The organism is Rhizobium sp. BK619 (genome assembly GCF_014195245.1).
Classification (GTDB): Bacteria; Pseudomonadota; Alphaproteobacteria; order Rhizobiales; family Rhizobiaceae; genus Rhizobium; species Rhizobium acidisoli.
In genome coordinates, this window is sequence record NZ_JACIBH010000003.1 from 38,027 (window position 1) to 64,363 (window position 26,337).

General features: G+C 61.7%; 22 protein-coding genes and 1 tRNA gene. 13 read left to right on the forward strand and 10 right to left on the reverse strand.

The features are described 5' to 3' along the window. Positions 1–25: 25 nt before the first annotated feature. Complete coding sequence (locus FHX14_RS05875) at positions 26–901, forward strand: phosphotransferase (protein ID WP_184376559.1); 876 nt, start codon at positions 26–28, stop codon at positions 899–901. Continuing rightward, positions 902–3,352 (forward strand): FAD-dependent oxidoreductase, encoded by a 2,451-nt coding sequence (locus FHX14_RS05880; protein WP_184376560.1) that lies wholly within the window; start codon positions 902–904, stop codon positions 3,350–3,352. 262 nt (positions 3,353–3,614) lie between these two features. Here the strand turns inward: FHX14_RS05880 and FHX14_RS05885 are convergent, their stop codons facing one another. Next, on the reverse strand, positions 3,615–5,072 hold the full coding sequence (locus FHX14_RS05885) for a mannitol dehydrogenase family protein (protein ID WP_184376561.1): 1,458 nt from the start codon (positions 5,070–5,072) through the stop codon (positions 3,615–3,617). Beyond that, a complete protein-coding gene (gene uxaC, locus FHX14_RS05890; protein ID WP_184376562.1) occupies positions 5,069–6,484 on the reverse strand; it encodes a glucuronate isomerase in 1,416 nt (471 codons plus the stop codon). The genes FHX14_RS05885 and uxaC overlap by 4 nt, the downstream gene beginning before the upstream one ends. Before the next feature lie 181 nt (positions 6,485–6,665). Between uxaC and FHX14_RS05895 the strand changes: the two genes are divergently transcribed. Next, the gene (locus tag FHX14_RS05895; protein ID WP_183694343.1) at positions 6,666–6,875 is read left to right on the forward strand and encodes a SlyX family protein; all 210 of its coding nucleotides are present in this window, start codon (positions 6,666–6,668) and stop codon (positions 6,873–6,875) included. 46 nt (positions 6,876–6,921) lie between these two features. Here the strand turns inward: FHX14_RS05895 and FHX14_RS05900 are convergent, their stop codons facing one another. Beyond that, positions 6,922–8,403 carry an NAD-dependent succinate-semialdehyde dehydrogenase gene (locus FHX14_RS05900; protein ID WP_184376563.1) on the reverse strand — a complete coding sequence of 494 codons (1,482 nt, stop codon included), beginning with the start codon at positions 8,401–8,403 and terminating at the stop codon, positions 6,922–6,924. 63 nt (positions 8,404–8,466) lie between these two features. Then, entirely contained in the window at positions 8,467–9,747 is a 1,281-nt protein-coding gene (locus FHX14_RS05905) for a 4-aminobutyrate--2-oxoglutarate transaminase (RefSeq protein WP_184376564.1), read from the reverse strand. Between the two features lie 166 nt (positions 9,748–9,913). On the opposite strand from FHX14_RS05905, the gene FHX14_RS05910 reads away from it, so the two are divergent. The 3 genes from FHX14_RS05910 (at position 9,914) to FHX14_RS05920 (ending at position 13,275) form a co-directional block, all read left to right on the forward strand. Next, the gene (locus FHX14_RS05910) at positions 9,914–10,723 is read left to right on the forward strand and encodes a MerR family transcriptional regulator (protein WP_184376565.1); all 810 of its coding nucleotides are present in this window, start codon (positions 9,914–9,916) and stop codon (positions 10,721–10,723) included. 140 nt (positions 10,724–10,863) lie between these two features. After that, a complete protein-coding gene (locus FHX14_RS05915) occupies positions 10,864–11,490 on the forward strand; it encodes a ribonuclease D (RefSeq protein ID WP_179613384.1) in 627 nt (208 codons plus the stop codon). A gap of 228 nt (positions 11,491–11,718) precedes the next feature. After that, on the forward strand, positions 11,719–13,275 hold the full coding sequence (locus FHX14_RS05920) for a hypothetical protein (protein ID WP_184376566.1): 1,557 nt from the start codon (positions 11,719–11,721) through the stop codon (positions 13,273–13,275). Positions 13,276–13,344: 69 nt separating this feature from the next. On the opposite strand, the gene rpsA is transcribed toward FHX14_RS05920, so the two are convergent. Further along, positions 13,345–15,048 (reverse strand): 30S ribosomal protein S1, encoded by a 1,704-nt coding sequence (gene rpsA / locus FHX14_RS05925; RefSeq protein ID WP_003571265.1) that lies wholly within the window; start codon positions 15,046–15,048, stop codon positions 13,345–13,347. Positions 15,049–15,225: 177 nt separating this feature from the next. Beyond that, a complete protein-coding gene (gene cmk, locus FHX14_RS05930; RefSeq protein ID WP_184376567.1) occupies positions 15,226–15,873 on the reverse strand; it encodes a (d)CMP kinase in 648 nt (215 codons plus the stop codon). Between the two features lie 328 nt (positions 15,874–16,201). On the opposite strand from cmk, the gene FHX14_RS05935 reads away from it, so the two are divergent. Continuing rightward, complete coding sequence (locus tag FHX14_RS05935) at positions 16,202–16,585, forward strand: TIGR02300 family protein (RefSeq protein WP_003589408.1); 384 nt, start codon at positions 16,202–16,204, stop codon at positions 16,583–16,585. Between the two features lie 150 nt (positions 16,586–16,735). Next, positions 16,736–16,811, forward strand: a tRNA-Ala gene (locus tag FHX14_RS05940). Positions 16,812–16,885: 74 nt separating this feature from the next. Here FHX14_RS05940 and FHX14_RS05945 read toward each other — a convergent pair. Beyond that, entirely contained in the window at positions 16,886–18,676 is a 1,791-nt protein-coding gene (locus FHX14_RS05945; protein WP_184376568.1) for a hypothetical protein, read from the reverse strand. Positions 18,677–18,937: 261 nt separating this feature from the next. Here FHX14_RS05945 and FHX14_RS05950 point away from each other — a divergent pair, with 261 nt between their 5' ends. Then, positions 18,938–19,405, forward strand: a complete 468-nt coding sequence (locus FHX14_RS05950) for a hypothetical protein (RefSeq protein ID WP_003589388.1) — start codon at positions 18,938–18,940, stop codon at positions 19,403–19,405. A gap of 22 nt (positions 19,406–19,427) precedes the next feature. After that, positions 19,428–19,913, forward strand: a complete 486-nt coding sequence (locus tag FHX14_RS05955; protein WP_012559465.1) for a CYTH domain-containing protein — start codon at positions 19,428–19,430, stop codon at positions 19,911–19,913. A 37-nt stretch (positions 19,914–19,950) separates the two neighbouring features. Here FHX14_RS05955 and FHX14_RS05960 read toward each other — a convergent pair whose 3' ends face one another. Genes FHX14_RS05960 through FHX14_RS05970 form a run of 3 tightly spaced genes read right to left on the reverse strand, consistent with a single transcriptional unit; the run spans position 19,951 to position 22,658 of the window. Further along, complete coding sequence (locus tag FHX14_RS05960; protein ID WP_184376569.1) at positions 19,951–20,889, reverse strand: DUF2950 family protein; 939 nt, start codon at positions 20,887–20,889, stop codon at positions 19,951–19,953. A 29-nt stretch (positions 20,890–20,918) separates the two neighbouring features. Continuing rightward, positions 20,919–22,304, reverse strand: a complete 1,386-nt coding sequence (locus tag FHX14_RS05965) for a DUF3300 domain-containing protein (RefSeq protein WP_184376570.1) — start codon at positions 22,302–22,304, stop codon at positions 20,919–20,921. 42 nt (positions 22,305–22,346) lie between these two features. Then, positions 22,347–22,658, reverse strand: coding sequence for a hypothetical protein (locus FHX14_RS05970; protein WP_184376571.1), 312 nt, complete (start codon positions 22,656–22,658; stop codon positions 22,347–22,349). 321 nt (positions 22,659–22,979) lie between these two features. On the opposite strand from FHX14_RS05970, the gene FHX14_RS05975 reads away from it, so the two are divergent. The 3 genes from FHX14_RS05975 (at position 22,980) to FHX14_RS05985 (ending at position 26,280) form a co-directional block, all read left to right on the forward strand. Next, positions 22,980–23,321 (forward strand): DUF3302 domain-containing protein, encoded by a 342-nt coding sequence (locus FHX14_RS05975; RefSeq protein WP_003589382.1) that lies wholly within the window; start codon positions 22,980–22,982, stop codon positions 23,319–23,321. Then, positions 23,321–24,478: an HlyD family secretion protein gene (locus FHX14_RS05980; protein ID WP_003589381.1), complete on the forward strand. Its 1,158-nt coding sequence runs from the start codon at positions 23,321–23,323 to the stop codon at positions 24,476–24,478. The genes FHX14_RS05975 and FHX14_RS05980 overlap by 1 nt, the downstream gene beginning before the upstream one ends. 110 nt (positions 24,479–24,588) lie before the next feature. Continuing rightward, the gene (locus tag FHX14_RS05985; protein WP_210300968.1) at positions 24,589–26,280 is read left to right on the forward strand and encodes a SulP family inorganic anion transporter; all 1,692 of its coding nucleotides are present in this window, start codon (positions 24,589–24,591) and stop codon (positions 26,278–26,280) included. The last annotated feature ends 57 nt before the right edge of the window (positions 26,281–26,337 follow it).

The window sequence follows — 26,337 nt, forward strand, 5'->3', positions numbered from 1 at the left end:
ATTTCGAGAAGGCGAGGGGGTTGGCATGACGCCTGAAGATAGGATTCATGCGCTCGGCATCTGGCAGGGCCCGATCGAAATTGCGCCGATCTCAGGCGGCATCACCAATCGGAACTATCTGGTCAGCGATGCGGTTGCGCGTTGTGTGGTGAGGCTCGGAACCGATATTCCGATCCACCACATCAACAGGCAGAACGAGCTTGCCGCCAGCCGCGCGGCGCATGCCGCCGGCATATCGCCTGCCGTCATCCACCATTCGCCCGGTGTTCTGGTGCTCGACTATATCGAGGCGAAGGCGCTTTGCCCGGAGGATATCAGGGCGCCTGATATGCTCGCCCGGATCATTCCCCTGGTGCGCGCCTGCCATCACGACATCGCCCGGCATTTCCGCGGCCAGGCGATGATCTTCTGGGTCTTCCACGTCATCCGTGACTATGCCGCCAGCCTGAAGGAGGCGGGCAGCTCCTATCTGCCGCTTTTGCCGGGGCTGATCGCCAAGGCCGAGGCGCTGGAACAAGCGGCAGGGCCGTTCGAGATCGCCTTCGGCCACAACGATCTGCTCGCCGCCAATTTTCTCGACGACGGCAAGCGGCTCTGGCTGATCGACTGGGACTATGCCGGCTTCAACACGCCGCTGTTCGATCTCGGCGGATTGGCCTCCAACAACGAGTTTTCGCAAGCTGCCGAGCAGATGATGCTGGAGAACTATTTCGACCGGCCGCTGACCGATGATCTCAGCCGCCGTTACGCCGCGATGAAATGCGCCTCGCTGCTGCGCGAGACGCTCTGGAGCATGATTTCGGAAATCCACTCCACCATCCAATTCGACTATGCCGCCTATACGGCCGAAAACCTCGCGCGTTTCGAGCGCGCCTACCAAGCCTTTGAACGGAAAAGATAAATGACGAGACAATTACCGAAGACGGCGAAAGCCGTTGTCATCGGCGGTGGCATCATCGGCTGCTCGACAGCCTATCATCTCGGCAAGCTCGGCTGGACCGATACCGTGCTGCTGGAGCGCAAGAAGCTCACCTCGGGCACCACTTTCCATGCCGCCGGCCTCGTCGGCCAACTGCGCACCAGCGCCAACATCACCCAGCTGCTCGGCTATTCCGTCGATCTCTACAAGCGGCTGGAGGAGGAAACCGGCCTCGGCACCGGCTGGAAGATGAATGGCGGTCTGCGCCTTGCCTGCAACGAGGAGCGCTGGACGGAGGTCAAGCGCCAGGCGACCACGGCGCAGTCCTTCGGCCTCGAAATGCAGTTGCTGACGCCGCAGGAGGCCTTCGATCTCTGGCCGCTGATGACGACAGACGATCTCGTCGGCGCCGCCTTCCTTCCCACAGACGGCCAGGCCAACCCCTCCGACATCACCCAGGCGCTGGCGAAAGGCGCCCGTTTGTCCGGCGTTTCGATTTTCGAGGATACCGAAGTTCTCGATCTCGAGATCGACAAGGGACGAATCCGCGCCGTCGTGACCGCCGAAGGCCGTATCGAATGCGAGCGGGTCGTCGTCTGCGCCGGCCAGTGGACGCGTGCCTTCGCTGCCCGCTTCGGCGTCAACGTGCCGCTGGTCTCGGTCGAGCATCAATATATCATCACCGAATCCTTCGGCGTGCCCTCGAACCTGCCGACGCTGCGCGATCCCGATCGCCTGACCTACTACAAGGAGGAGGTTGGTGGCATCGTCATGGGCGGCTATGAGCCGAACCCCATCGCCTGGGCGGAGAAAGGCATTCCCGAGGGTTTCCACTACACGCTGCTCGACAGCAATTTCGATCATTTCGAGCAGATCATGGAACAGGCGCTCGGCCGCGTTCCGGCGCTGGAGAATGTCGGCGTCAAACAGCTGCTGAACGGCCCGGAAAGTTTCACGCCGGATGGCAACTTCATTCTCGGCGAGGCGCCGGAACTGAAGAATTTCTTCGTCGGCGCCGGTTTCAACGCCTTCGGCATCGCCTCGGCCGGCGGCGCCGGCATGGCGCTTGCCGAATGGGTGACGAAGGGCGAGCCGCCCTATGATCTCTGGCCGGTCGATATCCGTCGTTTCGGCCGCCCGCATTTCGATACCGACGGGGTGCGCACCCGCACGCTCGAAGCCTATGGCAAGCATTACACTATGGCCTGGCCGTTCGAGGAGCATTCGAGCGGCCGCCCCTGCCGCAAGTCGCCGCTCTATGACCGGCTGAAGGCGCAGGGGGCCTGTTTCGGCGAAAAGCTCGGCTGGGAGCGGCCGAACTGGTTTGCCGATCTCTTCGCCAACGAGGAGCCGCGGGATGTCTACAGCTATACCAGGCAGAACTGGTTCGACGCCGTCGGCCGTGAACACAAGGCGGTGCGCGAGGCGGCTGTCATCTTCGACCAGACCTCATTTGCCAAATTCGTGCTGAAGGGCAGGGACGCCGAGGCAGCGCTCTCCTGGATCGCCGCCAACGATGTCGCAAGGCCTGTGGGATCGCTCATCTATACGCAGATGCTGAACGACAAGGGCGGTATCGAATGCGATCTGACCGTCGCCCGCATCGCCGAGGACGAATATTACATCGTCACCGGCACCGGTTTCGCCACCCATGATTTCAACTGGATCGCACGCAATATTCCGGCGGAGATGCATGCCGAACTGGTCGATGTGACCTCAGCCTATTCTGTGCTGTCGCTGATGGGACCGAATGCGCGCGCCGTGCTGGAACAGGTGACCGGCAGCGACGTCTCCAATACCGCCTTCCCCTTCGGCCAGGTCAGAACCATCGGCATATCAGGCTGCCCGGTGCGGGCCTTGCGTATCACCTATGTCGGCGAACTCGGCTACGAGCTGCATGTCCCCATCGAATATGCGACCACGGTCTATGATCTGCTGATGGCATCAGGCGGCTCGTTCGGCCTTATCAACGCCGGCTACCGCGCCATCGAAAGCTGCCGCCTGGAAAAGGGCTATCGCGCCTGGGGCTCGGATATCGGCCCCGACCATACGCCTGTTGAAGCCGGCCTCGGCTGGGCGGTGAAGATCAGGAAGAACATTCCCTTCCGCGGCCGCGAGGCGATTGAGCGCCAGCTTAAGGAGGGTGTGAAGAAGCGCCTCGCCTGCTTCGTTCCCGACGATCCCGATACCGTGCTGCTCGGCCGCGAAACCATCTATCGCAACGGCAAACGCGTCGGCTGGCTATCGAGCGGCGGCTTCGGTTACACGCTGGGCAAGCCAATCGGCTACGGCTACATCCGCAATGCCGACGGCGTGACGGAGGATTTCATCCTCTCCGGCACCTATGAACTCGATGTCGCCAGGGAGCGCATCCCCTGCAAGGTGACGCTGGCGCCGCTTTACGATCCGGATATGGCGCGGGTGAAGGGTTGACGGGGCGAATTCCTGTGCGCTGGAGCGGAGTTGACGAGGAGAGGGCGTGCCGTGGTCGCCCTCCTCTGCCCTGCCGGGCATCTCCCCCACAGGTGGGGAGATCACAAGTAGCCAAACCTTCGCATCCGTCTATCGTTTCACCGGGCTGTGACGCCAATTGTTTGGGGAAGTCAGCGCTCCCAGCCAATCTCCCCACCTGTGGGGGAGATGCCCGGCAGGGCAGAGGGGGGCTTACACGGCACGCCCTCTCCTACGCAGAAGGTCAAAACAACGGCAGCCGATCATCCTGGATCAGGATCTCCAGCTTGTCCGACACATCCTGCGTCCAGGCCCGATGTCCGGTCAAAGCCGAGGGGAAGAGGCCGGGCAGGGTGAACAGCGCTGCCGAAATCGCCGGGCCGGTGCGCGGGACATCGGCAATCAGCGCGGCGATCTCCGCGGCACGGGGATCGCGCAGTTCGTAACGATCGCCATTGCCATGCTCGCCGATTGCGTAGCGCATCCAAGCCGCAACGGCGATCGCATAGGTCTCCGCCCGGTCGCCATGCGCCAGCGCTTCGCATGCCGGTTCCAGCAGCCGCTGCGGCAGTTTCTGCGTGCCGTCCATGGCGATCTGATAGGTGCGATGCGCAATCGCCTTGTTTGCAAAGCGTGCTATCAATTCATTGGCATAGTCGTCGAGATCAATGCCGGGAACCGGATCGAGCGTTCTCGCCGCCGCATGCATGTGGCGGTAGGCAAGCGCTGCCAGGGCGGCATCGTCCATCACGTCGCGGATAAATTCATAGCCGCCGATATATCCGAGATAGGCGAGCAGCGAATGGGCGCCGTTCAGCATCCGGAGCTTCATCTTCTCATAGGCCGAGACGTCTTCGACCATCAGCGCGCCACGCACCTTTTCCCAGGCCGGACGGCCATCGGCGAAATGATCTTCGATGACCCATTGCGTAAAGGGCTCCGTCTCGATCGCCGCCATATCCGTGCGGCCTGTCAGCCGCTCGGCATCGGCATAGGTCGCCTCGGTGCTTGCCGGCGTGATGCGGTCGACCATCGTCGACGGGAAGGGCACATTCGCTTCGATCCAGTCATGCAGATCGGTATCGATGCGAGAGGCGAATTCGAGCACGAGGCGTTTCAAAACAGCGCCGTTACTCGGCAGGTTGTCGCAGCTGAGCGGTGTGAAGGGGGCGATCCCCTTCTGCCGGCGGCGTGCGAGGCCTTCGACGAGATAGCCGATGACGCCGCGCGGTGCATGCCGGTTGGCGAGGTCGGCGACGATATCGGGATGTTTGAGGTCGAGGCCGCCGGTTGCGGGATCGAAACCATAGGCCTTTTCCGTCACCGTCATGCTGACGATGCGGATTGCGGGGTCTTCGAGCCGCGCCAGCAGGCCGGCCGGATCGCGCGGCGCCACATGCGCCTTCAGGATCGAGCCGATCACCTCGGCCGTCGTGCCCGACGTATCGCGGATCAGCGTCGTGTAGAGCCCGTTCTGGGCGCTCAGATTGTCGGCGACATCGGGCGTGCGCAGGCTTGCCACCTCGATGCCCCAGTCGCCGCCGTCGGCTGCCAGCGCGCCATCGGTAAACGGCGCGAAATGCGCACGGAAGAAGGCGCCGGGACCCAGATGCAGGATGCCGCTTTTCAGCCGGCTGCGGTCATAGGCGGGAAGCTTCGCCGTCGGGGCGAGGTCGGAAAGGGTCTGCAGTCGTTCGCTCACAGCTTGTAGGCCTTCTTCGCATTGCCATAGGAGAGTTCGCCCGCCACGATCTCGGCTTCGCTCTTGGAAATCCGGTGCTCGGCGGCGAGCCCGGCGAGGAAGCGGCAGACTTCGCGGCGCCAGACGTCATGCCGCGCCGGGATCGAAAGCAGCGCCCGCGTATCGTCGTTGAAGCCGGCCATATTGGCGAAGCCCGCGGTTTCCACCACCTGGTCGAGATAGCGGCGAATGCCGAGCGGGCTGTCGTGGAACCACCAGGGCGGGCCGATCATCAGGCAGGGCCAATGGCCGACCATCGGCGCCATCTCGCGCGCATAGGTCGTCTCGTCGAGGGTGAAGAGCAGCACCCGCAGCCCCGGCGCATGGCCATATCTGGAAAGCAGCGCATTGAGGCCACCGACCCAGTCCGTGCGCGTCGGGATATCGGCGCCCATATTCGGGCCGCGCGTCGCAAAGAGCCCGCTGTCGGTGTTGCGCCGCGAGCCGGCGTGGATCTGCATCACCATGCCGTCTTCCGCCGAAAGTCCGGCCATCTCGGTCATCATCTGGCCGCGGAAAAGTTCCGCCTCTTCACGCGAAAGCGGCCCCCTCAGCGCCTTGTCGAGCAGCGCCTGCTTTTCCGCAAGCGGCAGGTCGGCGGTGAAAGCTGTGGGCACACCGTGATCGGTCGCGGTGGCGCCGAACTGGCGGAAATAGGCGCGCCGGCGCCGATGCGCCTCGATCAGTCCGTCCCAGCGTGTTACGTCAGCACCGGTAATCTCTCCGAACTTGACGAGATTGTCGCGGAAGCCGACGGCGTCGGGATCGGTGACGCTGTCCGGCCGGTAAGTGGTGCGGACCTTGCCGATCCAGCCGTCGGTCGCCATCTTCTGGTGATGGGCCAGCGGGTCGAGCGCGCCTTCCGTCGTCGCGATCGTTTCGATGCCGAATCGCTGGTGCAGCGCCCGTGGGCGGAATTCGGGAAGCGCAAGCTGGGCATTGATATGGTCATAGAGCGCATCGGCGTTGTCGGATGTCAGCGGCTCGGTGCAGCCGAGCACTGCCGACATCGCATGGTCGACCCAGAGGCTCGACGGCGTTCCGCGGAAGAGATGGTAATGCTTCGCGAAAGTCCGCCAGATCGCCCGTCCCTCAGCCACCGGCTTGCCGTCGAGCCTGGGAACGCCGAGCTCGTCCAGGGCGACGCCGACGCTGTGCAGCATGCGGAAGAGATAGTGATCGGGAATGACCAGCAGCGAAGCCGCGTCTTCGAAGGGCTTGTCGTCGGCGAACCAGGACGGTTCGGTATGCCCGTGCGGGCTGACGATCGGAAGATTACGCACCGTCTCGTAGAGGTCGCGCGCAATGGTCCGCGTTGCCGGGTCGGCCGGAAAGAGCCGGTCCGGATGAAGAAATCCGTTTCCTACATCCATCAGTATTCCTCCCTGATGGATAAGGGCCTACCCCACAACATCAGGCGCGGCAAGGTCTTTTAGTAACCAGATGGTTCGGTTTTTGCGCACGGCCGCACCAGCCATGGAAAGCATTGACGAAGCGGCCTATTTCCGCTTTGGGAGAGGCATCTGTACTGCCGGTTTCGGCAAAGGAGGATCGATGTCCGACGAGACGAACCACATCACCCGGCTGGAGGAAATGCTGGCCCATCAGGCAAAGACGATCGAGGAACTGTCCGATCAGCTGACCGAGCAATGGAAGATCGTCGAGCAGATGCGCACCAAGCTCGACCGGCTGACCGAACGTTTCCTGTCGCTCGAGGAACAGTCGCTGGAAGCGCCTGGTATCACCCGCCCGCCGCATTATTGACGGCACGCGGCGAGAGGCCGCGTGCCCGATTTTTCCGGCCGGCGGATCAGACGCCGCCGATGCAGAGATATTTCATTTCCAGATAGTCGTCGGCGCCGTGGCGTGAGCCCTCGCGGCCGAGGCCGGATTGTTTGATGCCGCCGAAAGGCGCCGTCTCGGACGACATGATGCCGGTATTGATGCCGATCATACCGTATTCCAGCGCTTCGGCCACCCGCCAGACCTTCTTCAGGTCGCCGGCATAGAAATAGGCGGCAAGACCGAATTCCGTGTCATTGGCCTGAGCGATGACATCTTCGGCCGTCTCGAAGCGGAAGAGCGGCGCCACCGGCCCGAAGGTTTCCTCGCGCGCCACCTTCATGCCGCGGGCAACGCCGGTCAGCACCGTCGGCGCAAAGAAAGTGCCGGCGCCGTCGACGCGTTTGCCGCCGGTCAAAACCTTGGCGCCCTTGGCAAGCGCGTCACCCACATGGTCTTCCACCTTGGCAAGGCCCTGTTCGTCGATCAGCGGCCCGATCTCGACACCCGGCTGGAAGCCGTCGCCGACCGACATTGCGGCGACCTTGGCGGCAAGCTTGGCCGCGAAGGCGTCATAAACGCCCGACTGGATGTAGAGGCGGTTGGCGCAAACGCAGGTCTGGCCGGCATTGCGGTATTTGGAGGCGATCGCGCCTTCGACGGCGGCGTCGAGATCGGCATCATCAAAGACAATGAACGGCGCGTTGCCGCCGAGCTCCAGGCTCACCTTCTTGATCTGATCGGCGCATTGCCGCATCAGGATGCGGCCGACTTCCGTCGAGCCGGTGAAGCTGATCTTGCGCACCTTGTCGTTGCCGCAGAGCTCGCGGCCGATCGCCGGGCCGTCGACGCCGACGATGAGGTTGAAGACGCCGGCGGGGATGCCGGCCTGTTCGGCAAGCACGGCAAGGGCGATCGCCGTTAGCGGCGTCTGTTCGGCGGGCTTCGACACGACGGTGCAGCCGACGGCCAGCGCCGGCGCAATCTTGCGGGCAATCATCGCCGCGGGGAAATTCCATGGCGTGATCGTGCCGACGACGCCGACCGGCTGCTTGATGACGATCATGCGCTTGTCATTGGACGGCGCGGGGATCGTCTCGCCATAGATGCGCTTTGCCTCTTCCGCATACCATTCGATATAGGCGGCGGCATAAAGGATCTCGCCGCGCGCTTCGGCGAAGGGCTTGCCCATTTCGGCGGTCAGGATCGCGGCGAGTTCGTCGGCATTGGCGACCATCAGGTCGAACCATTTGCGCAGGATGACGCTGCGCTCCTTGGCCGGACGGGCGGCCCAGGCCGGCTGAGCGGCATAGGCCGCATCGATCGCCGTCCGCGTTTCGGCAGCCCCCATATCGGGCAGCGAGGCAAGCAGCTCGCCGGTTGCCGGGTTGAGCACGTCGAAAGTCCCGGCGGCATCGCCCGATGTCCAGACGCCGTTGATATAGCCGGCAGCGCGCAGGAACGGTGAAGAGAAGGGAACGTGTCTGGTCAGCGCGGTGGTGAAAGCCATGTCATATCTCCTTGGCAGCGGCTGCCGGTCGCCGGCAGCCATTGAAATCCGGTGCCTGTCGCCTCACTTGGCCGCACTCACTTCCAGCATCGAGGCCTCGAGAATGTCGAGCGCCTCCCCGAGCACCTCGTCCTGGATGGTGATCGGTGCAAGGAAGCGGATGACGTTGCCGTGGACGCCGCAGGTGAGCAGGATCAGGCCCTTGTCGAGCGCTGTCAGCCGTACTCGATTGGCGAATTCGGCGCTCGGCAATCCCGTCGTCCGGTCGTTGAATTCGACGGCATTCATGAAGCCCGGCCCACGGATATCGGCAATCTCAGGCACCGTCTCGCGCAGCGATTCCAGCCGCTGTTTCAACCGGCCGCCGAGCAGGTTGGCGCGGTTGCAGAGATCCTCGTCGGCGATGACGTCGAGGACGGCATGCGCGGCGGCGATGCCGATTGGATTGCCGCCATAAGTGCCGCCGAGCCCGCCCGGTCCCGGCGCATCCATGATGTCGGCACGGCCGGTGACGGCGGCGAGCGGAAAGCCGCCGGCAAGGCTCTTTGCCATCGTCGTCAGGTCGGCCGCCACGTCGTGATGATCCATCGCGAACATCTTGCCGGTGCGGGCAAAACCGGTCTGCACCTCGTCGGCGATCAGCAGGATGCCGTGCTGGTCGCAGAGTTCGCGCAGCGCTTTCATGAAGGCCGCGGGCGCCGGGTAGAAACCGCCTTCGCCCTGCACGGGCTCGATAATGATGGCGGCGACCCGCTGCGGATCGACATCGGCGGCAAAGAGCTTCCTCAGCGCCGCCAGCGACTGATCGGCGGTGACGCCGTGCAGCTCGACCGGGAAGGGAATATGGAAGACATCGCCCGGCATCGCGCCGAAACCGACCTTGTAGGGCACCACCTTGCCGGTCAGCGCCATGCCCATGAAGGTACGGCCATGGAAACCGCCGCCAAAGGCGATGATAGCCGAGCGGCCGGTTGCCGCCCGCGCAATCTTGACGGCATTTTCGACCGCTTCGGCACCCGTGGTGACGAAGATCGTCTTCTTCTCGAAGTCACCCGGCACCAGCGCATTCAGCCGCTCGGCGAGACTGACATAGTTCTCATAGGGCACCACCTGATGGCAGGTATGGGTAAAGTGGTCGAGCTGATCTTTGACCGCCGCAATCACCCGGGGATGGCGATGGCCGGTGTTGAGAACGGCGATGCCGGCGGCGAAATCGATGTAGCGGCGGCCCTCCTTGTCCCAGATCTCGGCATTCTCGGCGCGATCGGCATAGATCTGGGTCGTCATGCCGACGCCCCGTGAAATGGCGGCGTTCTTCCGGTCCGTAAGGCTCGTCGCGGTCATCGATGCGCTCCTGTCTGAAGGGCTTGAAATTATCTTGTATAAGTTCTGCAAGTTATTTATAAAACTCCTACATTTTTCCTGCAAGAAAACAAGTGGGATTTTTTGCTTCAAACATCACGCTTTTTGATAAATGCTCGGCAGCGATTGGAATCGGGGATATTGGCGGATGAACGATAACGGGCCGGTACGCTACAAGGTGGCGGAGGCCGCAAGGCTGGCGGGTGTTTCGGCCTCGACGCTGCGTCTCTGGGAAAGCCAGGGCCTGGTCGTTCCCGACCGTTCGCAGACCGGTCATCGGCAATACAGCGCCGACGATGTGGCGCGGCTGAAGCGCATCTCCTGGTATCGGGTCGAACGTGGTCTCAATCCCGCCGCCATCCGCGAGGCGCTGGAAGGCGAGGAGCCTTCTGCCGATGGCGCCGAGGCAAGCCAGGGCACCGGCCTCGGCCGCAAGCTGCGCAGCCTGCGCCACGCCGCCGGCAAGACGCTGGATCAGGTGGCCGGCGATATCGGCGTCACCTCCTCGACGCTTTCGACGCTGGAGCGCACTTCGCAGGGCGTCGGTTTCAAGACGCTGCATGACCTCGCCGAGTATTATGGCACTACCGTCTCACGCCTCTCCGGCGAAGAAAGTGCTGAGGTGCCGGTGCTGGTGCGTGCCGGGGAATGGCGCAGCTGGCCGGAAACGACGCCTGGAGTCGCGGTGCAGCTGCTGGCCGAGGGCCCGAGGATGATGGATTGCCATCGTTTCGTGCTGGCGTCGGGTGCTGCCAGCGAGGGCGCCTATCGCCACGAGGGCGAGGAATTCATGCATGTCCTGTCCGGCCGGCTCGAGCTGGTGCTCGACAGCGATCAGTTCTTCGATCTCGGCCCGGGCGATTCACTTTACTTCGAAAGCCGCCGCTACCATTCCTGGCGCAACCGCCATGATGGCGAAACCGTGCTTCTCTGGATCAACACGCCGCCGACATTCTGAAACGCCTGCAGAGGAAGCGGTTTCGCATTTTGCGGCTTTGCGCTATAGCGCACTGCATAATTCCTTAAATCGCCATCGATTTAAGGATAAAATTATGCGGCAATTCAAAGTGCTACAGCGTCCTAAGGAAAGACAGTCTCATGGCCGCCACCATACGTTATCACGAAGGCGATATTTCCGCAGCCGATGCCGCGCGCTACACCGGCGCGATTGCCATCGACACCGAAACGCTCGGCCTGGTGCCGCGCCGGGACCGGCTCTGCGTCGTCCAGCTTTCACCGGGTGACGGCACCGCCGACGTCATCCGCATCGCCGCCGGCCAGAAAGAGGCCCCCAATCTCGTCGCCCTGCTCGAAGATCCGACCCATCAGAAGATCTTTCATTACGGCCGCTTCGATATTGCCGTGCTCTTCCACACATTCGGGGTCACGACGAACCCGGTCTTCTGCACCAAGATCGCCTCGCGCCTGATCCGCACCTATACGGATCGCCACGGCCTCAAGGACAATCTCAAGGAGATGCTCGATGTCGATATTTCCAAGGCGCAGCAATCTTCCGATTGGGCGGCCGAGACGCTGTCTCCGGCCCAGCTCGAATATGCCGCTTCCGATGTGCTTTATCTGCACGCGTTGCGTGACAAGCTGACGGAACGCCTGCTCCGTGACGGCCGCTTCGACCATGCGACGGCCTGCTTCGCATTCCTGCCGACCCGCGCCAAGCTCGACCTGCTTGGCTGGGAAGAGGCCGATATCTTCGCCCATAGCTGAGTAAATTGCCTGCGGCACGCATGAAAACAGAGATCGTGGATCGGCATGTCCGCGGCGTTAGCGATTCGTTAACGCCTCTTTCCTAAAATTCCCGTTAATATTTATGCATTTCGATGACGCCGCTGTTGCGTCATGCGGACAGGAGGATCTGCGGGGATGCAAGGGGCCGGATGAGCGCGGTCCTTTATAGAGCCTGCTTTCATCGTCACTTTACGAAAGGAGCATGCCATGTTGACTCCCGTTCGTGCAGCGTCCAATGCAAGCTTTTCGTCTCAAGGCCAGACTGCGGCGATCGTCGCCGGCGGCCTCGGCCGTTCTGTGATTGCGCCCGCGCCCGTCAACGCCGTCGAAGCCGCCGACCTGAATTCCGCCATTGCCGGCAAGCTCAGTATCCTGCTCCTTGCCGCACGCGAGCGCATGATCGAAGCCCTCTTCGATGCCATTGATGCTGCCGGGCGCGCGATCTCGCTGGATCGCGGCGAGGACGAAACCAATCTTGCCTTTGCCTCCCGGCTTGCCGATGCCATCCAGCGACTGCCGGCCGCCAAGATCGACGAGGTCGAGCGCCAACTGACGGAGCAAGGCCACAGCCTGCCGCTTCGGATGATCGCCGCAGCCCTGAAGAACCCTGCAGGCCCGGAAGCGGCCCGCATCGTCGCCTATCTGGAAATCGTCCGCTACAAGGACCGCGATCTCGCCGCCCGCGCCGTCGTGCGCTCCTATGGCCAGAATGACGCTTCGCCGATGCGCACCGAAGCCCGGCCGGAGATCCAGCTGCATGAGGATCATGCGTCTGTCGCCATGCGCCAGCCGGCAGACAAGCTGTCGGGGCCGGCCGGTGCCTTTATCGAGGCTGCGGCGCTGGCGACCGCCGAAGAAGCGGTAATCGCCGAGGCCGCGGAAGTAACCGATCCGGAAACGCCGCGGCTTGAAAATCGGGCTCAGTCCGCGTCGGCAGCGGCAGGGGAGGTCGCCCCGGAAGAGCCTTACCCGCAGGAGATCGACGCCGCGCCAGCCTTGGTGGCCGAAACCCCAGCGGCCGAGGCGCAGGAAACGCCGGAGGCGTCTGCTCTCCAGCCTCGCACTGTGTCGGAAAAGGGCGATCCCGTCATTCCGAGGAACTGGACAGGAATTGTCGCTTCGATGACCGAAGAGGTCTCCGAGATGATCGTCACCATCATCCGCGAGCAGGACGTCGAAGCCGTGCTGGAGGACGGTCCCGTCGAAGCGGCCATGGAGATCGATACGATCCTCGACGATGCCGTCATCAGCGATGCGGCTGAGACCTTGACCAGGCAGCCGGCTGAGCTCGCAGCAGCCGACCCGCGCGCCTCCGCGGCGCTGCACCCATCGCCGACCGAAACGGAGATCGTGGCTGCGGCTGCCCGCCAGCCGAAAGAGACCGACGCGCCACCGCCGATGATGCCGCTTCCCGAGACGGCCGATGCTGCCTATGTGCCGCTCGCGGCACGGATGCCGGAGGGACTTGCCTATACGCAACTGCCCTATCAGTTCGCCAAGGATGTCCCGGCGGACGGGAAGGCGGATGAAACCAGCCACCAGAATCAGCACCACCATGAGGGCGGGTCGCCAGATCAGCAGCAAGAGGATCAGCAGCAGGCGCAGACCGGCGGCGGGGATGCCGCGGCCGCTGGCGAAGCAGCCAATGCGGCGCCTGAGCGCCGGACGCCGAGGATGATCGATTCCGAGCCGACGCCATATCAGCCGGACGCGGCCGCCGACCCGGTTTATGCGCTCTATCAGCGCATGGTCGGCTGGGAATAAATGACCTGAAAATGAAGAACCCGCCGGATCGCTCCGGCGGGTTCTTCAATTCAAAGGCGGATGCGAGGCTTATTCGCCGCCGCGGTTCTTCAGGGCTGCGCCCAGGATGTCGCCGAGCGAAGCGCCCGAGTCGGACGAACCGAACTGAGCAACGGCTTCCTTCTCTTCCGCAATCTCCAGAGCCTTGATGGACAGCATGATCTTGCGGTCCTTCTTGGAGAAGTTGGTGACGCGGGCGTCGAAGACCTGGCCGACCGAGAAGCGCTCGGGGCGCTGTTCGTCGCGGTCGCGGGCGAGGTCGGCGCGGCGGATGAAGGAAGTGATGTCCTCGTGGTTGACGAGCTTCACTTCGACACCACCGTCGTTGACCGCGATGACTTCGCAGGAAACGACTGCATTCTTGCGCAGGTCGCCCGATGCAGCGGCGTCGCCGACCGCATCCTTGCCGAGCTGCTTGATGCCGAGCGAGATGCGTTCCTTCTCGACATCGACGTCGAGAACGACGGCCTTGACGACGTCACCCTTGTTGAACTCCTCGATGACCTGTTCGCCCGGACGGTTCCAGTCGAGGTCGGAGAGGTGCACCATGCCGTCGACATCGCCATCGAGGCCGATGAACAGGCCGAATTCGGTCTTGTTCTTGACTTCGCCTTCGACTTCAGTGCCGGCCGGATGGCTGCGGGCGAATGCTGCCCACGGGTTTTCCAGCGTCTGCTTGAGGCCGAGCGAGATACGGCGCTTGGACGGATCGACTTCGAGAACGACGACTTCGACTTCCTGGCTCGTGGACAGGATCTTGCCCGGGTGTACGTTCTTCTTGGTCCAGGACATTTCCGAAATGTGGATCAGGCCTTCGATGCCCGGCTCCAGCTCGACGAATGCACCGTAGTCGGTGATGTTCGTGACGGTACCGGAAATCTTCTTGCCTTCCGGATACTTGGCCTGGATGCCATCCCAAGGATCGCTCTCGAGCTGCTTCATGCCGAGCGAGATACGGTGGGTTTCCTGGTTGATGCGGATGATCTGAACCTTGACCTGCTGGCCGATGTTCAGGATTTCCGACGGATGGTTCACACGGCGCCATGCCATGTCGGTGACGTGCAGCAGGCCGTCGATGCCGCCGAGGTCAACGAACGCACCGTAATCGGTGATGTTCTTGACGACGCCGTCAACAACCTGGCCTTCTTCGAGGTTCTGAACGATTTCAGAACGCTGCTCGGCACGGGATTCTTCCAGAACCGTACGGCGCGATACCACGATGTTGCCGCGGCGCTTGTCCATCTTGAGGATTTCGAAGGGCTGCGGGTTATGCATCAGCGGCGTGACGTCGCGGATCGGGCGGATATCGACCTGCGAACGCGGCAGGAAGGCGATCGCACCGTCGAGGTCGACCGTGAAGCCGCCCTTGACCTGGTTGAAGATCACGCCTTCGACGCGCTCGCCGGCTTCGAACTTGGCTTCGAGCTTGACCCAGCTCTCTTCGCGGCGAGCCTTCTCGCGCGACAGAACGGCTTCGCCGAGCGCGTTTTCGATGCGCTCAACGTAAACTTCGACTTCATCGCCAACCTTGAGCTGGCCATCCTTGGCGCGTGCGCCGAATTCCTTGAGCGCGATGCGGCCTTCGACCTTCAGGCCGACGTCGACAACGGCGACATCCTTTTCGATGCCCGTGACGATGCCCTTGGTGACATAGCCTTCGGCCAGATCGTTCTTGGCAAAGGACTCTTCGAGAAGGGCCGCGAAATCCTCGCGAGAGGGAGTAGCTACTGACATAAAATCTCCTGCGTGTCCCAAATAGCGGAGCGGACACGTATGCGCCGGTTGGTTTGCGTTGAACGGGCCTGAACCCAGTCCGCCCTCTTTCACGAAGGCAATCCGGCGCTTGGACGGAATTTCAGGCTGCTGTATTAAAAGCGATCCATGCGTCTGAGCATGCAAAATCGCTTGAATTTAGGCATTTCGGCTCAAGACCGCATCGATGATCGATTGAGCGGCTTGAAACGCGGCCTCTATACTCATTTCCGACGTATCAAGCAAGTGCGCATCATCAGCTGGTTTCAAAGGGCTGTCGGCCCGTCCCATATCGCGTTCGTCGCGCCGCTTGACGTCCTCGAAAATCGCATCGAAATCCGCCGTCGCCCCCTTGCCGAGGATCTCGTCGTAACGGCGTCTGGCGCGGACCTCCGGCGTCGCCGTCACATAGAGCTTTACAGGTGCATCCGGGCAGACGACGGTGCCGATATCGCGCCCGTCGAGCACGGTTCCCGGCGCCTTCGTCGCAAATCGCCGCTGCGCTTCGACCAGGGCCCGGCGCACCGCCGGCATGACCGCTATTTTCGAGGCAGCTTCGCCGATCTCATGTTTGGAAAGTATATCGCGATCCAATCCGGCGAGTTCAACCTCCCGCGCGATCTTTTCCGCCACCGCCTCATCGTCAAGCGGCAGGCCGGCATCGAGCAGCGCTTTGGCCGTGGCGCGATAGGTCAGGCCGGTGTCGAGATGATGGAAGCCGTATTGCTCGGCGATGCGGCGCGAAAGCGTGCCCTTGCCGGCCGCAGCCGGGCCATCGATGGCGATAGTGAAAGTCTTGGTGGTCATGCGATCAATCCTGGGCAGCGGGCCCAAAGGCCCCGGCGCGAAGGCCGTGCTTGGCGTAATCCTTTGTAAAGGCGCAGCATTTTCTTCGCAAGGCCGCCCTTTCCGGCGACGATCTTCGCTCGGTTCTGCGGCTGCCGCGGCTCGTTACCATAAACCCGCCGGCCGGTCATCCGCCGATGCCGGAAATACCTTGCACTCCGATCATAAAGTTTGGCTTTGACATGGGAAGCCACAGCGATTAAGGGGACCGGCTTATAAATTCCGATGGAACGCCGGCTTGAACGGCATTTGCCGAATCTTGCATTCGGCCATTCTCACGAGGCTTATAGTGGCGAAAGCGGAACTTGGAACCAAGCGTACCGATCCGGAAACCGGCAAGAAGTTTTATGATCTGAACCGGGATCCGATCGTTTCTCCTTATACCGGCAAGTCCTACCCCCTGTCCTTCTTCGAGGAAACCTCGGCGATCGCCGACGTTGCCGAAGAAGACGAGGTTGCGGAAGTCGATACCGAAAACACCGAAGTCGAACTGGTTTCGCTTGAGGATGCCGATGACGCCGCCTCCGGCGACGACATCCCCGATATCGGCGACGACGATGTCGAAATCGAAGGCGATGACGACGACGATACCTTCCTCACACCCGACGAAGACGATGACGATGACGACATGAGCGACATCATCGGCGTGACCGGCGACGAAGACGAAGTTTGACGACTGCATTTCGGCCCGGTGAGGAAAAAATTCTCCGGGCCGGATTTTTTAGGCTTGCTATCTCCGAAAACCGGAAGTAATAAGCCGCCACTCCGCAGGGCACGCCCTGCGAAGCATCCCAGGACCGGCCCTGAGCCGGACCACCTTGATGGGGCTATAGCTCAGCTGGGAGAGCGCTTGCATGGCATGCAAGAGGTCAGCGGTTCGATCCCGCTTAGCTCCACCACGCTTCGCCCTTACGGGCTTCGCGTGGCGCAGTCGCGAGAAACCATTAGGCCAAAGCAGTGCCCGGCCGCCAACTCAATCCTTCGGCGCCTCACCATCTTGCACCGACAAACCGGCAGACTCTATTCCCGCAAGAAACCGCCGCTGATCCTCGGTCCGCGCCAGCCGCCTGGTGACTTCCTGCCTGATGTGCGGGATCAACGCGGGTGACTCGCGCCGGAGCCAATCAAGCTGCTCCTCCGCTTCCTGCTTTTTTCCAAGCGCGCCGAGAATGGAGAGCAATACGAGGCGATGCATCGGATTGTAGTTGAGATCCGACATGCGCGACCAGAGTTCCGCTGCCTGTGTATCGCCCCGCATGAAGGCGCAGAGCGCCATTCCGACCTCGTAATATCCGCGTGGCCCCGCATTCTTGCCGACCGCTTCTGAAATCAGCGTGCAGCCTCTGTCCCATTCCCCCGACATCGACAGCCGCAGGCCGTATTCACCGGCCACTTCGGTATCGTTTGGATTGCTGGCATAGGCGCCGGCGCCGGCGCTGAGGGCCGCAGCCGGATCATTGTCGAAAAAATTGGCAAGCATCAGCGCCTGAAGAGCGCGTGCATTCTTCGGGTCGAGCCGCACCGCATGCTCGGCAAGTTGCTTTGCCAGGCCAAGCGTCGCGGCCGTCGATTTCGTGTGAAGTTGGTATGAAAAGCGGAACTCGTCGAGATGGATCAACGAAAGTAGGGCCACGACATTGGAATCGGCCGGCATCTTCTCCACGGCCCGTTGCAGGCAGGATTTCGCCACCTCATGCGCCTGCACGGTCATTTCGCTGCGGTAGCTATAGTAGGAGAGAATGCATGAAAAGGCGTCCGTGCGTCCGGCGATGGTCGCGGTATCGGTTTGGAACATGACGCCGAACGGGCGCGCGACCGCAGTCGCGATATCCCCGGCAAGGCTCGCTTGCGTTTTCGGGATGCCTTGCACCGTCATATCGGCGTCGTAATTGCTTGCCCAGATGACAGCCGCATCCGCCCGCCGCACGAGCCTTGCCGTCGAGCGCAGCATGCTGCCTTCGAGCCGCACACTTCCCTGCAGGGCATAGAGCGACTCTGCCGAAACTTCGCCGGACTTATTCCGCGGCATGGCGGTGACGACAACGATGTCATTGAAGCGCACCAGCTTCTCGATGATGTCGTCGGTCATGCCGCGAGAGATATCGGAGGCAAGGTTCCCGCCGGAGCCGCTTTCAAAACGCTCGACGATGATGGTGGGACGGTTGTTGGCGCCCTGTCCCGCCTCGCGCTCTGCACTCGGCGATTCGACCTGCCGAAGCAGAGCTGCTGCCGAGGCGAGGATAATCACCGCGCCTGCCGCAAGCAGCCAATATCGAGGCGAAAGGCGCGAGCCCCCGGGGTTCCGGCTGATCGCATCCGTTGCCGCATGGATCTGTCCGTTATCGGCGCCTGACACGCCCGGCTGTTCGGGCTGCTCGAGCGGCAGGATATCAGCGGGTTCAGCGCCGCCGATGACATCGAAGACCGGCGCGTAGCCGCCCTTCGGGATGGTGATGATGATCCGGTCGGTGCCGCCGGCTGTGAGGTAATAGTGTTCCAGTTCCCGTCTCAGCCGGCCGGCTTCGATACGAACGCAGGGATCCTGCTGGGCATCAAAGTTCGCGTCCCGGCCAAAAACGGCCTGTGCGATGGTAAAGGCCTTCAGATAGTCGCGACGGCCCGCCAGCGTTTCCGTGACCACGAATTCGAGGAACTTCCTCGTTCGTTCGGGCAGGCGGAACTCGCGGCTGGAAAGAATGCGCTCAAGCTGCTGCTGTACCTCCTCCTGCGAGGCGGCGATCCTATTTATGCCTGCACTCGTCATCGGTTCCCCCAGACGCCGATTGCGAACAACCTGCAGCACGCTGTCTTAAACGATAGTCTCGCCGCCGCGTAACGGCAATGGCGACCGGCCGAATACCCTAACCAACGCTAAACGAATCCGATGATTAGCCAAGGATGGACGTAGTCACGGCTTACGAAATGCCAGCGTAGGATACCGTATTCTACCGGCGCCGTCATGTATCTTACTGCCTTAGTCTGCAAGCTCGCCCTATCATCGCCGTGTATTCTGGAGGAGGCTGCGATGACATCACCTGAGACCTCTACACCCCATCCCATGACAAGCGCGGAGGAACTGCGCAAACGTGCTCTGGAGCTTCAGCTCGTCGAGATGGAGCGCAGCGAAAGGATCAAGGCGCGTGAAGCGAAGAAACACGCGGAATTCGTCGAGGATTTTTTCCGCAAGCAGATTGGCGAAACGGAACGCGCCACCATCAAGCGGCTGGTCATGAAAGCGGCCGCAGACGGCAAATACGAAGCACTGATCTATAGTTTTCCATCGACGTTCTGCTCCGACAGCGGCCGAGCCATCAACAACAACCTGTCCGGATGGCAGAAGACGCTGCAGGGAAAGGCAAAGGAACTCTTGGAACTCTTCGAGGAGGTCGCGAGGCCGCAGGGTTATGGGCTGAAGGCCATGATCATCAACTTCCCCGATGGCATGCCCGGAGACGTCGGCTTCTTCCTCACTTGGGAGCCGCCTGTCGAGTGACCAGCACGTAGGGGCGATCAACGTGAAAGCGATCGAGATCGAGCGCAAGTTTCTCGTGCGCAACGATAGCTGGCGCGATTGCGCCGGCATTCCGCATGTCCTGCAGCAGGCTTATCTGTCTCGCGATGAGAACTCGGTCCGTGTTCGTCTGATTGACGGCCGTTCTGCTTGCTTGACGATCAAATTCCACACGGCAGGGCTCGCCAAAGACGAATATGAATACGAGATTCCTGTCGAGGAGGCACGGGACCTGCTTCGCCATGCGACCGGCCACGTCATTGAGAAAACGCGCTACCGGGTCCTGCACGAGGGCAGAAACTGGGATGTGGACGTTTTTGCCGGCGCCTATGAGGGATTGACGCTCGCCGAGATCGAAATGGCTGGCGAAGACGATCTGCCGGCCCTGCCGCAATGGCTTGGGCGGGAAGTCACGGGTAACAAGCGCTATTCCAATCGCGCTATGGCTGAGGCCTCACGTCAGCCGCCTCTGGGTGCATGCGGCGGCTGATGACGGCGCCCGTCTAAGAGGCGCGTGCTGTAAGACCCTATTCGCTGACAATGGTCCAATTGGCGTCCGGGTTAAAATCCTTGATCGCGGCGGCGCGCTGTTCCGTTTGGGCCCCGAGATCGCGTTGATAGATGACGCTCATGCCGTTGACGACGAAAGTCTGCACGCCGGTCACCCGATAGGTGACCGGCCAGGCGATGAGCGCAAAACCGCCGGTCATATAACCATTGACGAGGTAGCTTTGTTTGCCGCCCAGCACATTGTCGCCCTGGGCGGTCAGGATACGATAGCGATAACCGAAGTAACCTTCCCCGCGTTTGGCGGCGCCGAAGGCGGCCGTCTCGACCAGGGCGCTTGCCGGGCTTTCCTCCGCAGAGACGCTCGGATCCCAGTAAAGGCCGTCCAGCTTGCCCGGACTGCTGATCAATTTTTTGGCGAACTCGTAAATACCGTCACCGTCGCGATCGTCGGAGGCATATTGATACTGCGCCCCCACATATTCGTGCATCGTGTCGATCGTCGCGAGTTCGTTTTCGCCGATGCGCCGATTGACGATCTCCTCAAGGCCGCGCCGCGTGTCGAAGGACCATTTCCCGTCCTTGTCCTCGGTCAGCGGAAACGGCAGGGGCCAGAGCCGATCGCCGATCGCAACGACTTTGGCACCGTTTGCGTCTTTCAGGATCATCTGTCGCTCGGCGCCCTCTCGGATCAATCCATAAGCGATCATCGCCTCGTTGCTCGCCCGCAGCCTGTCTGTGTTCAGACCGAGCAGATCCGCAAGATCGCCGATATTGTTGGAACCGAGCACCGATTTCAGCCGATCGAGGGCGAGAGTCGGGCTGTCGAATTTCGGCGAAGATTTTGCCGCCTTGTATTCGCCGAGATCTGTCTGCGCCTGCGAAAGCGCCGGCGTCGCCGGCATCGTAGAAAGCGCTGTCGCAAGCATGAGCGGGATTACGATCGATTGACGTCTCATGATGTAACTCCATGGGCTCGTAAAGGGTGTTATCTCCGTCCCCTGCCGCCGCCACCGCCACCGCGGCCGCCACCGCCGCGAGACGGCATCGGGCGCGAATGCTGGACGGGACGGGCTGCCGGGCGGTGTGCGCCCATGCTTTGCGCGCCTCGTTTCGAAGCGACGGTCTGCTGGCGGCCGGACTGGACATTGCCGAGTGCGCTCGACTGGCGCCCGCGATTGTCGGGCCTCGCAGCCATCTGCGGTTTGCTGGGTTTCTTAACGGATTTCTGCGCGGGTTTCGCCGAGGGGCGATTGGCCGATTGATTAGGACGGTTCTCCGGCCGCGACGCGTTCTGGCGATTGGCCGCCGTCGGCCTGTCCGCCTGCGGTTTGGCCTTCAGCCCTTGCGCGGTGTTTTTCCGGATATCTTCCGCGCGAGCGGCAGTCCCGCGATTGCCAGGCCTTTGGCCTGCCTGCATATCTGCTGCCTTGTTGCGCAGCTGATTGCGATTGTCGGTCTGAAGTCCTGACTTGATCGCCGACCGGTCCAGCTTGGCAAGCTGATCCTTGCCGATGCTCAGCTTGCTGCGGTCGACATTCGCCCAGTCGACATCGTTCCACTTCATTTTTCCGTTGAAGTTGCGATTGTTCAGACAATTGTTGCAATCGATATCGATGTCACCACCGCCCCAGCGACCGCCCCACACCCCCCAGTCGTCCCAATTAACGACGGCCGCCCAGGCGAGCCCAGTGACCGCGGCGGCAAAAAAAGTGGCTCCGGGATAGTAATAATTGTCGTACGGCTCCGGATAATAAGAGATCGGCTCAGACGCATAGCCGGGCTCGTAAAGCATCTCCGGCGCATATTGCGGGATATAGATTTTTTCCGGATCGGTCGGACGGATAATGACATTATCGTTTTCGGTGACGACCGTCACCTTGTCATCCGTCTTGATGATGTTCTTTGCCACCGCCTCGTCGCGAAGCTGCTGGATGGCGATCAGCACGTCCTTCTGTTGATTGGCGAGCGCATCGGCGAGCGATTGAGTCCAATCGAGATCCTCGCTCATCATCTTGATAATGTCGGGGTAGTTGAGAAGCGACACGACGCTGCCGTCCCAATCGCTTTTGGGCTTGAGGTCGGCACTTTTCTTTGTCGCGTCCAGAAAACGCTGCGCTTCGATGATCTGCAGGGGAAAGAGCGAAGCGGCCGAAATCGCCGCGACCAGTTCGTCCGGATAGAGCGCGATCCGCGCCACGAGCACCTCGAGCTCATCCTCTGAAAGAAGGGCAGCCGCGGGCTGTTCGGCGCCGGCCTGGATAGGCGCCGCAGCCGGCGCGGGGGTCTGTCCTCGTGCGGGGAAGGCCGGCTGCAGCACAATGATCGCCAGAGCCGATAATCCACCAAGCAGTTTGCGGGAAATTGCTTTCATCGCACATGCACCTCCCTTGAATCGGTTGAAGGACGGACGCGTTTACTTTCTTGGGCCGGTGACAGGTGACCGCCGGAGCATCACGATTTTCGATTGTGAAATCGCCTCCCTCATCTCTTTCAACAGGGCGTCGACCAGGCCTGCATATTCGAGCCGCCGCGCCTCCTTCAACGTGTCGGGTAACTGTTCGGCATGCGCCAAAGCCTGCGCCGCGGCAGCCAGATCCTCGCACATGCTGTGAAAGGCCTCATTGACGTAGAAAAGCCGCTGCACCAGCCTCGCCTGGTCGGGAAAATAAGTCTCTGCCGTTTCAAGGGCGGACAAATATGTCGAACCACTTTCTCCCGACGCCATCTCCGCCCCCGCCGACGAACTGCGCTAAGCAGTGCGAAAACTATATAACAGCCGGACCGTCAGGAGACGTAAAATACGCGAACCTACGGTCGCCGGCTTCTGACTGCCGCATCCCGGTCGCCATTCGAGAGGACGAATGGGGATCGTCGGGCGATCGCGCATCTTTCCTTCCTGGGCAGGCAATCTCGCCAGCCGGATCGGCTGCGAAAGTCTCGATAGAGATTACGCGATGCTACGGGTCTTTGCGCCGAAACGGGCTTATTATCCGGTTGTCGCTTGCGATCAGATTGGCTCGGGCAGACCAAGCCAGAAGGGGGATCCGTGTTTCTCGACTATTTTGCCTTGGGCGTCTTGGTCTTCGTCGTGATCACGCTTTTCTATGCCGTGATTGCCATTCACGACATTCCCCACCTGATGGCCAAGGCACGAAATCATCCCCATCAAGACGCCATCCATGTTGCCGGATGGGTCAGCCTCTTCACGCTCCACGTGATCTGGCCGTTTCTGTTCATTTGGGCAACGCTTTACCGCGAAGACAGGGGCTGGGGCATCCGGCAGGACGGAAAATTATCGGCGGAAGTTGAGGCGAATGCGGAAATCGCTCGTCTCCATGCAAGAATCGCCGAACTCGAAGCAAAGACGCCGGAGAAGGAGAACGCCTGATGGATCTGCTCCTGATACTCACCTACGCCGCGATCTGTTGGGCAATCTTCAAAATATTCAGGATCCCGGTAAACCAGTGGACGCTCGCAACCGCCGTCCTTGGAGGGATCTTCCTTCTGTCTACCCTCCTGCTCCTGATGAGCTACAACCATCCCTATTCGAGCGACGGCCGCATCTATTTCACCTCCGCGCCGGTTATTCCCGTCGTCGGAGGCCAGGTGGTCGAGGTGCCGGTGACACCGAATGCGCCTCTCAAAAAGGGCGATATCCTCTTTCGCATCGATCCGCGGCCCTATCAGTTTACCGTCGATCAAAAGAAAGCGGCGCTCGCCGAGGCTGAGCAGTCCGTCCTGCAGTTGAAAGCCGCCATGGATGCCGCCGAATCAGGGGTCACGGGCGCCGAGGCCACGAGGGACAGGTCACAGCAGGCCTTCGAAAAGTTCCAGCAGACAAACGAGAATGCGAAGTCGAGCGGCAAGGGTGCGGCCTTTTCCGAACTCGAGGTCGAAAACCGACGCGGCATCTACCTGACATCGGAGGCTGCGGTCGCCACGGCCCGCGCGCAAGCGGTGCAGGCAAAGCTTGCCTATGAGTCCGAGATCGACGGAACCAACCCGACAGTCGCAAGGCTGCAAGCGGAATTGCACAATGCCGAGTACGAACTCGACCAGACGGTTGTGCGGGCGCCGACCGATGGCTACGTCACGCAGGTCTTCCTGCGCCCTGGAATGATGGCCAACCCGCTACCCCTGCGGCCGGTCATGGTGTTCATCGACAGTCAGGACCGCATGCTGGCGGCAGCCTTCATCCAGAACTCGCTGCAGCGCGTCCGTGTCGGCGATGAGGCGGAGGTCTCTTTCAAAGCCGTGCCCGGCAAGATTTTCAAGGCGCGGGTTCAGGAGGTCATCGATGTGATGGCCCAGGGCCAGTTGCAGCCGAGCGGTGCGCTGATCGATCCGCAATCGCCCGAGCGCGTCTCGCCGGGACAGACGCTGGCTCGGATCGAGTTGCTCGAAAGTACCGACGAATATCAATTGCCCGGCGGCGTCGTCGCCGAGGTCGCGGTCTACACCCATCATTGGCACCATGTCGCTGTCCTTCGCAAGGTGCTGCTGCGGATGAGCAGCTGGATGAACTTCGTGTTCCTCGAACACTAAGGCCATGTCCGCGAAAACCCTGCCTAGGCTTGCGCCGCAAAATCAAGGATCGAGCGGCACGGGGGCCAACGGCATCAGATAGGGAGCCAGGGGTGATAGGAAGTCTTCCCATGTTGCGGGGCCTGGCCGGCTTCAACAGAGCCTGGCTCCGCAGTGACATTCCGGCCGGCCTGTCGATCGCCGCAGTCGGCTTGCCGAGCGCCATCGCCTATCCCGCCATCGCCGGCCTGCCGCCGGAGACCGGCATCTATGCCAGCATCGTTGCGCCGATTGCCTATGCGATCTTTGGTCCTTCCCGGCTTTTGGTCGTCGGGCCAGACGCTGCGACCATGACCGTGCTGGCGGCCGCCATGGGTGCCATCATCGCCGCCGAACCCGCGACGGCAAGTGTCGACAGGGTCGCCATTGCCTCGGCCCTTGCGCTTGGCGTCGGCGTCTTCTGCATCGCCGCGAAATTGCTGAGGCTCGGCGTTCTCGCGAGCTTTCTCTCCCGTCCCATCCTGGTCGGCTTCTTCGCCGGCGTGTCGCTGTCGATCCTTGTCGGGCAAATCGGCCGCTTCACGGGGGTGAAGATCCAATCGGATGGACTGATCCCGCCGCTTGTCGAAATGCTCGCCAAGAGCAGTCTGATCCACTGGCCTTCGCTCGTCCTCGGCCTGGTGATGTTCGCTTTGTTATGGATCGTCAAAGCCTTCCGGTTCAGAGTTCCGGGCCCCGTTCTGGTGGTTGTCCTCTCGGTCGTTCTTTCGGCGATCTTCGATTTCCAAGGCCGGGGCATTGCCGTTGTCGGCGATATCCCGAGCGGACTGCCGAGCCTGTCTCTGCCTGCCTTGCATCAGATGCCTCTCGATAAGATCGTGCTCGGTTCGGCCGCGATCTTTCTGGTCAGTTTCGGCGCCGGCATCGTCGCGGCAAGGAGCTTCGGGTCGCGAACCGGCGAGGAGGTCGACGCCAATCAGGAATTGATCGGACTTGGCGCCGCCAATATCGCGCCCGCTCTGTTCGGCTCGTTTCCGGTCAGCGTCTCGGATTCCCGAACCGCGATAAACCTGTCGACGGGCGGCGTCTCCCAGGCCGCGGGACTGGTATCGGCCGCGACGCTGGTTGCCGCTCTTGTGTTCCTTCACAGCGCGCTGCGCATACTCCCCATTCCCGCGCTCGCCGCAATCCTCGCAACGGCGGCGATCAGCCTCATCGATATTCACGAATTGAAAAAGATCTGGCGCATCAGCCGCATGGAATTCATTTTTGCGCTGATCGCCATGTGGGGCGCAATCAGCTTCGGTGTTCTCAACGGCGTCATCGTCGCAGTTGCGGCAACCCTCGTCTACCTCTTGCGGCAGACGATGTTTCCCCGCGACGGTCTTCTCGGCCGCATCGAGGGACGGCACGGCTTTTTCGATCTTGCCCGCTTTCCGGAAGCGCGCCCCGTCGAGGGTGCTGCCGTCTTCGCCATCCAAGGCAGCATTCTGTTTTACAACGCCGATTACGTGCGCACGCGGCTGACCTCGGTGGCCAGGGCACTTCCCGCCGAAACCAGATGCCTCGTGCTCGATGCCGGCGCCGTCACCCATATCGACAGCACCGGCGCAGCCGCGCTCGACGCCGTGGCCGAGATCCTGGCAAAGCGGAATATCGTCTTCGCCATGGCCGATCTCAGCGAAGAAAGCCGCGGCATCCTCGAGCGTGCCGGGGTCATCGAGGCGATCGGCGCCCACAATCTCTTCAATGGCAGGGAAGAAGCACTGAGAGCGTTGATCGGGACTGTCGGCGAGGCCGGCACTGCCGCGTCGGCAGGCTAGAGCAATTCCGGCAAAGCTGCGCAGCGGTTTGCGTCCGCAATTGTGTGAAAACAAAGA

Bases quoted from the DNA above. Each gene is read 5' to 3' on its own strand.
- FHX14_RS05875 (WP_184376559.1), top strand. From the start codon at position 26: ATGACGCCTGAAGATAGGATTCATGCGCTCGGCATCTGGCAGGGCCCG.
- FHX14_RS05880 (WP_184376560.1), top strand. From the start codon at position 902: ATGACGAGACAATTACCGAAGACGGCGAAAGCCGTTGTCATCGGCGGT.
- uxaC (WP_184376562.1), bottom strand. From the start codon at position 6,484: ATGGATGTAGGAAACGGATTTCTTCATCCGGACCGGCTCTTTCCGGCC.
- FHX14_RS05895 (WP_183694343.1), top strand. From the start codon at position 6,666: ATGTCCGACGAGACGAACCACATCACCCGGCTGGAGGAAATGCTGGCC.
- FHX14_RS05900 (WP_184376563.1), bottom strand. From the start codon at position 8,403: ATGGCTTTCACCACCGCGCTGACCAGACACGTTCCCTTCTCTTCACCG.
- FHX14_RS05905 (WP_184376564.1), bottom strand. From the start codon at position 9,747: ATGACCGCGACGAGCCTTACGGACCGGAAGAACGCCGCCATTTCACGG.
- FHX14_RS05910 (WP_184376565.1), top strand. From the start codon at position 9,914: ATGAACGATAACGGGCCGGTACGCTACAAGGTGGCGGAGGCCGCAAGG.
- FHX14_RS05915 (WP_179613384.1), top strand. From the start codon at position 10,864: ATGGCCGCCACCATACGTTATCACGAAGGCGATATTTCCGCAGCCGAT.
- FHX14_RS05920 (WP_184376566.1), top strand. From the start codon at position 11,719: ATGTTGACTCCCGTTCGTGCAGCGTCCAATGCAAGCTTTTCGTCTCAA.
- rpsA (WP_003571265.1), bottom strand. From the start codon at position 15,048: ATGTCAGTAGCTACTCCCTCTCGCGAGGATTTCGCGGCCCTTCTCGAA.
- cmk (WP_184376567.1), bottom strand. From the start codon at position 15,873: ATGACCACCAAGACTTTCACTATCGCCATCGATGGCCCGGCTGCGGCC.
- FHX14_RS05945 (WP_184376568.1), bottom strand. From the start codon at position 18,676: ATGACGAGTGCAGGCATAAATAGGATCGCCGCCTCGCAGGAGGAGGTA.
- FHX14_RS05950 (WP_003589388.1), top strand. From the start codon at position 18,938: ATGACATCACCTGAGACCTCTACACCCCATCCCATGACAAGCGCGGAG.
- FHX14_RS05960 (WP_184376569.1), bottom strand. From the start codon at position 20,889: ATGAGACGTCAATCGATCGTAATCCCGCTCATGCTTGCGACAGCGCTT.
- FHX14_RS05965 (WP_184376570.1), bottom strand. From the start codon at position 22,304: ATGAAAGCAATTTCCCGCAAACTGCTTGGTGGATTATCGGCTCTGGCG.
- FHX14_RS05970 (WP_184376571.1), bottom strand. From the start codon at position 22,658: ATGGCGTCGGGAGAAAGTGGTTCGACATATTTGTCCGCCCTTGAAACG.
- FHX14_RS05980 (WP_003589381.1), top strand. From the start codon at position 23,321: ATGGATCTGCTCCTGATACTCACCTACGCCGCGATCTGTTGGGCAATC.
- FHX14_RS05985 (WP_210300968.1), top strand. From the start codon at position 24,589: ATGTTGCGGGGCCTGGCCGGCTTCAACAGAGCCTGGCTCCGCAGTGAC.